At 57.3% G+C, this 6694-nt stretch carries 6 protein-coding genes; 5 read left to right on the forward strand and 1 reads right to left on the reverse strand.

Annotated features, from left to right (window positions below; genetic code table 11):
* Positions 1 to 83 precede the first annotated feature (83 nt).
* From ABJK70_RS18010 to ABJK70_RS18030, 5 genes are all read left to right on the forward strand, one after another.
* The gene (locus ABJK70_RS18010) at positions 84 to 629 is read left to right on the forward strand and encodes a transposase (protein WP_347258667.1); all 546 of its coding nucleotides are present in this window, start codon (positions 84 to 86) and stop codon (positions 627 to 629) included.
* A 90-nt stretch (positions 630 to 719) separates the two neighbouring features.
* The gene (locus tag ABJK70_RS18015) at positions 720 to 1010 is read left to right on the forward strand and encodes a nucleotidyltransferase domain-containing protein (RefSeq protein WP_077728713.1); all 291 of its coding nucleotides are present in this window, start codon (positions 720 to 722) and stop codon (positions 1008 to 1010) included.
* Positions 1007 to 1357, forward strand: a complete 351-nt coding sequence (locus ABJK70_RS18020) for a HepT-like ribonuclease domain-containing protein (RefSeq protein WP_347258668.1) — start codon at positions 1007 to 1009, stop codon at positions 1355 to 1357. The genes ABJK70_RS18015 and ABJK70_RS18020 overlap by 4 nt, the downstream gene beginning before the upstream one ends.
* A complete protein-coding gene (locus ABJK70_RS18025; protein WP_347258669.1) occupies positions 1350 to 5048 on the forward strand; it encodes an HsdR family type I site-specific deoxyribonuclease in 3699 nt (1232 codons plus the stop codon). Before ABJK70_RS18020 ends, ABJK70_RS18025 begins: the two co-directional genes overlap by 8 nt.
* A 180-nt stretch (positions 5049 to 5228) precedes the next feature.
* Positions 5229 to 5474 carry an ATP-binding protein gene (locus ABJK70_RS18030; RefSeq protein WP_276205327.1) on the forward strand — a complete coding sequence of 82 codons (246 nt, stop codon included), beginning with the start codon at positions 5229 to 5231 and terminating at the stop codon, positions 5472 to 5474.
* Positions 5475 to 5825: 351 nt separating this feature from the next.
* Here the strand turns inward: ABJK70_RS18030 and ABJK70_RS18035 are convergent, their stop codons facing one another.
* Positions 5826 to 6362, reverse strand: coding sequence for a GNAT family N-acetyltransferase (locus ABJK70_RS18035; RefSeq protein WP_205780667.1), 537 nt, complete (start codon positions 6360 to 6362; stop codon positions 5826 to 5828).
* Positions 6363 to 6694: the final 332 nt, after the last annotated feature.

Genomic DNA, 6694 nt, shown 5'->3' on the forward strand with positions numbered 1-6694 from the left:
CCAAATACACACTCTCGAAAAACTCCGCGACATCCTGCTCCCCAAACTCATGAGCGGCGAAGTCCGCGTGGCGCAGGCATGAAATGACCTTTAACCCCGACATTCACCGTCGCCGTTCCATACGCCGGCGCGGCTACGATTATTCCCGGGCTGGAATGTATTTCGTCACCCTATGCACACATGACCGCACTCCCCTGTTTGGGGAGGTGATCAATGGCGAAATGAAACTGTCCGAAGCGGGCGTCATAGCCGCGGATGAAATATTGGCGACGGCAAAAATGCGCCACAATGTTTTATTCGGTGAATATATCGTTATGCCAAATCACATGCATGGAATCATCGTTGTAGGGGCGCGTTGCACGCGCCCTCGTTGCACGACGCGCCCTGATTGCGATGCCGGACACGAGCCAGGGCGCGTGCAACGCGCCCCTACGATCGGGGATGTGGTGCGCGGGTATAAATCCGCGGTGACGAAACGAATCAATCAATTGCGCAATTCGCCCTCTTCACCGGTATGGCAACGCAATTATTACGAACACATCATCCGCGATGACTCCGCCTATTTGAAGATTGCGGAATACATTCAATCCAACCCGCGGAGATGGCGCGAGGATGTGTACTGTGTTTAGCCCGACCGAACCCGCCATCGAGCTGCATAGGCAGTCATGCATGGGAAAAGTATAGTCACGCCAATATTGCCATGAGCATAGGAGACAAGAATGTTACTGGATGAATTGCGGCGGAATAGACATCGGATCGAGGCGCTGGCGCGGCAGTATGGCGCGCGGCATATCCGGGTGTTTGGCTCCGTGGCGCGGCGCGAGGAGCGGCCCGACAGCGATGTTGATTTTCTGGTTGATCTTCCCCGCGGTTACGATCTCTTTAGTCAACGCATCCCGCTGGCACAAGAACTGGAGGAGTTGCTGCATCGCAAGGTGGAAGTGGTGCCGGAGCACGAACTCAATCGGCACATTCGCGAGCAAGTGATGAACGAGGCTGTGGAGTTATGAATAAACCGTGGCAGCCTTATGCGCTGCATATCCTGGACGCCATCGCCAAAATCCGGCGTATTCAGGCGCGCGGCGACCTTGCTCGGGACGAGGTGCTGTACGATGCCGCATTGCGAAATCTGCAGACCCTTTCCGAAGCCACCCAATTACTGCCCGACGACCGGAAAGCCGCCTTTCCATCCATTCCGTGGAAAGAAATCAGCGGCTTTCGCAACATACTCGTACACAATTACCTCGGCACCATCGACCCTCTGACCATCAGTAATGTGATCGAAAGACACCTGCAACCGCTTGAGGATTGCATCAGGGCTATGCTGGCGCAGGAACCGGGCGGTCGTGATGAGTAGGATTTCGGAGTCCGAAATCGAAACCTTCGCCATCGAGTTGCTGGAACGGCTCGGCTATCAATATGTCTACGCCCCCGATATCGCGCCGGACAGCGAAACACCGGAACGGGACCGCTTCGAGGAGGTGTTGCTGCTGGAACGCTTGCGCACGGCGGTGGCGCGCATCAACCCGAGCATTCCCGCCGACGCGCGCGAAGAGGCCATCAAGCGGATCCAGCGGCTCAATTCGCCGGAACTCATCACCAACAACGAGGCTTTCCACCGGATGCTCACCGAAGGCATCAAGGTGATCTATCAGGACAAAGGACATGAGCGCGGCGATCTGGTGTGGCTGGTGGATTTCGCCAGGCCGGACAACAACGAATTTATCGTCGCCAATCAGTTTACGGTGATCGAGAACCACCAGAACAAGCGTCCGGACGTGGTGTTGTTCGTCAACGGCCTGCCGCTGGTGGTGATGGAACTTAAGAACGCCGCCGATGAAAACGCCACCATCGGCGCCGCGTACAAGCAGTTGCAGACCTACAAGGCGGAGATTCCCAGCCTGTTTGCCTACAACGGGATGCTGGTGATTTCCGATGGATTGGAAGCCAAGGTGGGGTCGCTATCGGCGGGATTCTCCCGCTTCATGGCGTGGAAAACGGCGGACGGCAAGCTGGAAGCCTCTCCGCTTATCAGCCAGTTGGAGACCTTGGTTAACGGCATGCTGAACAGGGCCACGCTGCTGGATTTGCTGCGGCATTTCATTGTTTTTGAACGGACTACCGTTCAAAAACAACCCTCCCTCAATCCCTCCCAAGGGGAGGGAAGCCATTATCGCGAACGGACTACCGTTCAAGGACAGCCCTCCCTCAGTCTCTCCCAAGGGGAGGGCGGCCATTATCGCGGTGGGATGGATTTTGTCGGATTGAAAAAGCAGGTTCGTGAGTTGCGCAAGCATCAAACGAAAGCCGAGGATGTATTCTGGGAGCTTGTACGAAACAGGCAATTCCTGGGTTTGAAATTCAGAAGACAGCACCAATTCGGTCATTACGCTGTTGATTTCTACTGCCACTCCGAAAATCTCGTCATTGAATTTGACGGAGAAATTCACGAGCAGCCTGAGCAGAAGAAAAAAGACGAGAAGCGCGACAAATATTTGCAGAGCCTTGGAAATAAGGTTTTACGGTTCAAAAATGAAGACCTGCTCGACGACCCAGAGTCGGTGTTTGAGCAGATCAGCAAAAGTCTCTCTCCCTCTGGGAGAGACGGAAGAGAGGGTGGTATCACGACAGTGACTACCATCAAGAAGCTGGCCGCGTACCACCAGTACTATGCCGTCAACGCCGCCGTCGCCTCCACCCTGCGCGCGGCGAGTGAAGCGACGCCCGGAGCGGCGGAAACGCCGGAGAGCTACGGCCTGGCGAGCGTAAAGACGCAACCGCCGGGCGACCGTAAGGCCGGGGTGGTGTGGCACACCCAGGGCAGCGGCAAGTCGCTGTCGATGGTGTTTTACACCGGCAAGATCGTGCTGGCGCTGGACAATCCCACCATTGTGGTGATTACCGACCGCAACGATCTGGATGACCAACTGTTCGATACCTTCGCGGCCTGTACCCAGGTGTTGCGGCAGGAACCGGTGCAGGTGGACGACCGCAAGGAATTGACACGGCTGCTGAAGGTGGCCTCCGGCGGGGTGATCTTCACCACCATTCAGAAATTCCAGCCGGATGCAGGCAATGTCTACGAGCAATTGACCGACCGCCGCAATGTGGTGGTGATTGCCGACGAAGCGCACCGCACCCAGTACGGCTTCAAGGCCAAGACCGTGGACGAGAAGGACGCGCAAGGCAACGTCACGGGCAAGAAGATCGTCTATGGCTTTGCCAAGTACCTGCGCGACGCCCTGCCCAATGCGACTTACCTCGGCTTTACCGGCACGCCCATCGAAAAGACCGATGTGAACACGCCGGCGGTGTTCGGCAATTACATCGATGTCTACGACATTGCCCAGGCGGTGGAAGACGGCGCCACCAAGAAGATTTATTACGAAAGCCGTTTGGCCAAGGTGTCGCTCAGTGAAGAAGGCAAGAAGTTAATCGCTGAACTGGACGAAGAGCTGGAGCAGGACGAACTGACCGAGACCCAGAAGGCCAAGACCAAGTGGACCCAGATGGAGTCCTTGGTCGGCGCGGCGCAGCGCATCAGGAATGTGGCTCAGGATATCGTGGCGCACTTTGAAAAGCGCCAGGAAGTATTCGTCGGCAAGGGCATGATCGTGGCCATGTCGCGGCGCATTGCGGTCGAGCTTTATGACGAAATCATCAAGCTAAGGCCGCGGTGGCACTCGGATGAGCTTACCGAGGGCGTCATCAAGGTGGTGATGACGGCCTCGTCGTCGGACGGCCCGAAGTTGGCCAAGCATCACACCACCAAGCAGCAACGCAAGGCCCTGGCCGAGCGTATGAAGGATCCGTATGACGAGTTGAAGCTGGTCATTGTGCGGGACATGTGGCTTACGGGATTCGACGCGCCGTGCATGCACACCTTGTATATCGACAAGCCCATGAAGGGCCACAACCTGATGCAGGCCATCGCGCGGGTCAACCGCGTGTACGGCGACAAACCGGCAGGGCTGGTGGTGGATTACTTGGGCATAGCGTCGGATCTTAAACAGGCCTTGTCGTTTTATGCCGATGCCGGCGGCAAGGGCGACCCCATGCTGGCCCAGGAACAGGCGGTGCAGCTCCTGCTGGAAAAATTGGAAGTGGTTTCTCAGATGTTCGACGGTTTCGCCTACGAAGACTACTTCGAGGCCGATACATCCGGGAAGCTATCCATGATCCTGGCGGCGGAGGAATATATCCTCGGGCTGGAGGATGGAAAGAAACGCTACATTGATGAGGTTACGGCTTTATCTCAGGCGTTCGCCATCGCCATTCCCCACGATCAAGCCTTGGATGTGAAGGATGAGGTCGCCTTCTTCCAGGCGGTGAAGGCACGCTTGGTGAAGTTCGACAGCACCGGGTTCGGGCGTGCTGACGGGGAGATTGAAACCACCGTTCGGCAGGTCATCGACAAGGCGCTGGTGTCGGAGCAGGTCATCGATGTATTCGACGCGGCGGGGATCAAAAAGCCCGATATCTCGATTCTCTCCGAAGAATTTCTGCTGGAGTTAAAAAACAAGGAGCACAAAAACATCGCGCTGGAAGTATTGAAGAAACTGCTCAATGACGAAATTAGGGCGCGCGCAAAAAAGAATCTGGTCGAAAGCAAGCGTTTGTTGGAAATGCTCGAAGACGCCATCAAACGCTACCACGCCAAGGTACTGACGGCAGCCGAAGTGATCGAGGAGCTGATTAACGTTAGCAAGGAAATCGTCGAATCGGACAAACAGGCCGAAGCGCTGGGCATGAGCGATTATGAGTACGCTTTCTATACCGCCGTGGCCAACAACAAGAGCGCCAGAGAGCTGATGCAACAAGACAAGCTGCGCGAACTGGCCGTCGTGTTGTTCGAAAGAGTAAAAGCCAACGCGTCTATCGATTGGACAATCAAGGAGAGCGTCAAGGCGAAGCTGAAAGTCATTGTGAAGCGAACATTGCGGCAGTACGGATATCCGCCGGATATGCAGAAGCTGGCAACCGAGACGGTGCTGAAGCAGGCGGAAATGCTGGCGAATGAGATTGCCGCCGGTGGCGTGGGCGTTTAGCCCGTAGGCTGGGACGGAACTTCGCGGAATCCCATCTTATCGGCGCCGCGGAATGCTGGGTTTCCGCTGGCGCATTTTTATACCTGCTGAACGGGCACTTGCGAGTAGGTCGGGAATCCCTTCCCGACACTTCCGTCGGGCCAACGGGTTTGTCGGCAAAGGATTGCCGACCTACGACTGATCGATAGCGGCGACCGCGGACCCGGAATTCCCGACGCGATGAGGGATCGGGTTTTCGTCCCGTTCTTCCGCCTGGAAGCCTCGCGCAGCCGCAAAACCGGCGGCACCGGGCTGGGGCTCGCCATCGCCCGCATGGTCGTGCGCCGCCACGGCGGCGAAATTGCCCTGGCCGACCGACCGGGCGGCGGCTTGCTGGTGAAGGTGACTTTGCCCAAGGTGTCGTCCCCGGTTTTTGCCGGCCCCTGACTGACATCGGCGATTACAGATGTTGTAGGTCGGCAACCCTTTGCCGACGAAGACGCTCGGCCGGGACGTGGCGTCGGGAAGGGATTCCCGACCTACAGGGTGCTACGGTCGTAGGTCGGCAATCCTTTGCCGACAAACCCGTTGGCCCGACGGAAGCGTCGGGAAGGGTCGCGACTAAAGCGACCGTTTGCGATTGGAAGGGGCGTCCTGGCGCTCCAATCGCAAACGGTCTGGCCGGGAGCGCCGGCCAGACCCTTCCCAGGACGGCCGTTTGCGATTGGAAGGGATTCCCGACCTACTAAAACCGATAAAGTAGGTCGGCAACCCTTTGCCGACAACGATGTCTACAAATCAGCCTGCCCGGGAATCAGCGAATAGACCGCGGCGGGGCCGTCCGTGCAGCATCAATCGGTTGCGCGCGATGCATTCGAACGTCGCGCCGCTCTTTTCGGCGCCCCGCCGGTTCGGATAATTGCCTTCGATGGCCACGATCTCGAGGCGTGTCAGCCGGATTTCGGAAAACCCAAACCCCGCGATGAGACGAACCGCCCGCGTGGCGATGCCTTGCCCCTGCCGGGATTGCCTGATCGAATAGCCGATGTTGCCGAAGCCGTGCTCCCGGTTGATCTGATTGATCGCGATACCGCCGTAGAATTCCCCGTCTTCCGTGGAGAAGACGCCCAAATCATAGGCGGAACCGGAACGTATATTTCCCGCGCACTCGCCGAACCACGACCGCGCCGCATCGAGGTCGAACCCCTGGTGGCACCGGGGCATCCACCGGCCCACGGAATGCACGGATTCGTGCGCCGCATCGACGAAAGCTGGACCGTCGTCTTCCCGGAACGGACGGATGCAAAGGCCTGAGCCGAGCAACGGCGGCGTCATGTCGCTTCTTCTTTGAACTATTAATCCGCGGGTTGAAATGACAGCGGCCCATAAAAGCTATCACTGCCCGGCGCTTTCGCAAACAAAGGGATATCCGGAAATCCCATGACACGGGATGGGCCGAGGCTCGAAGCCCAAAGCTCGACCGAGCGCACTCGATTGGCAACGCCTCCACCGTGTAAGGCACATCCGGCCCTCTCGTCGACGTAGTCGCCGGTGCGATTTATCTCGGTTTTGGGGCGCCTTTCAAAAAGTTTCTTGTGTCAATTCAGATGCATGGCTAGCATTTTTTCCATTTATGCACCCCCGGAGCGTAAAGTTTTGCGACATTT

Source organism: Methylocaldum sp., from assembly GCF_039794385.1.
Lineage (GTDB): Bacteria > Pseudomonadota > Gammaproteobacteria > Methylococcales > Methylococcaceae > Methylocaldum.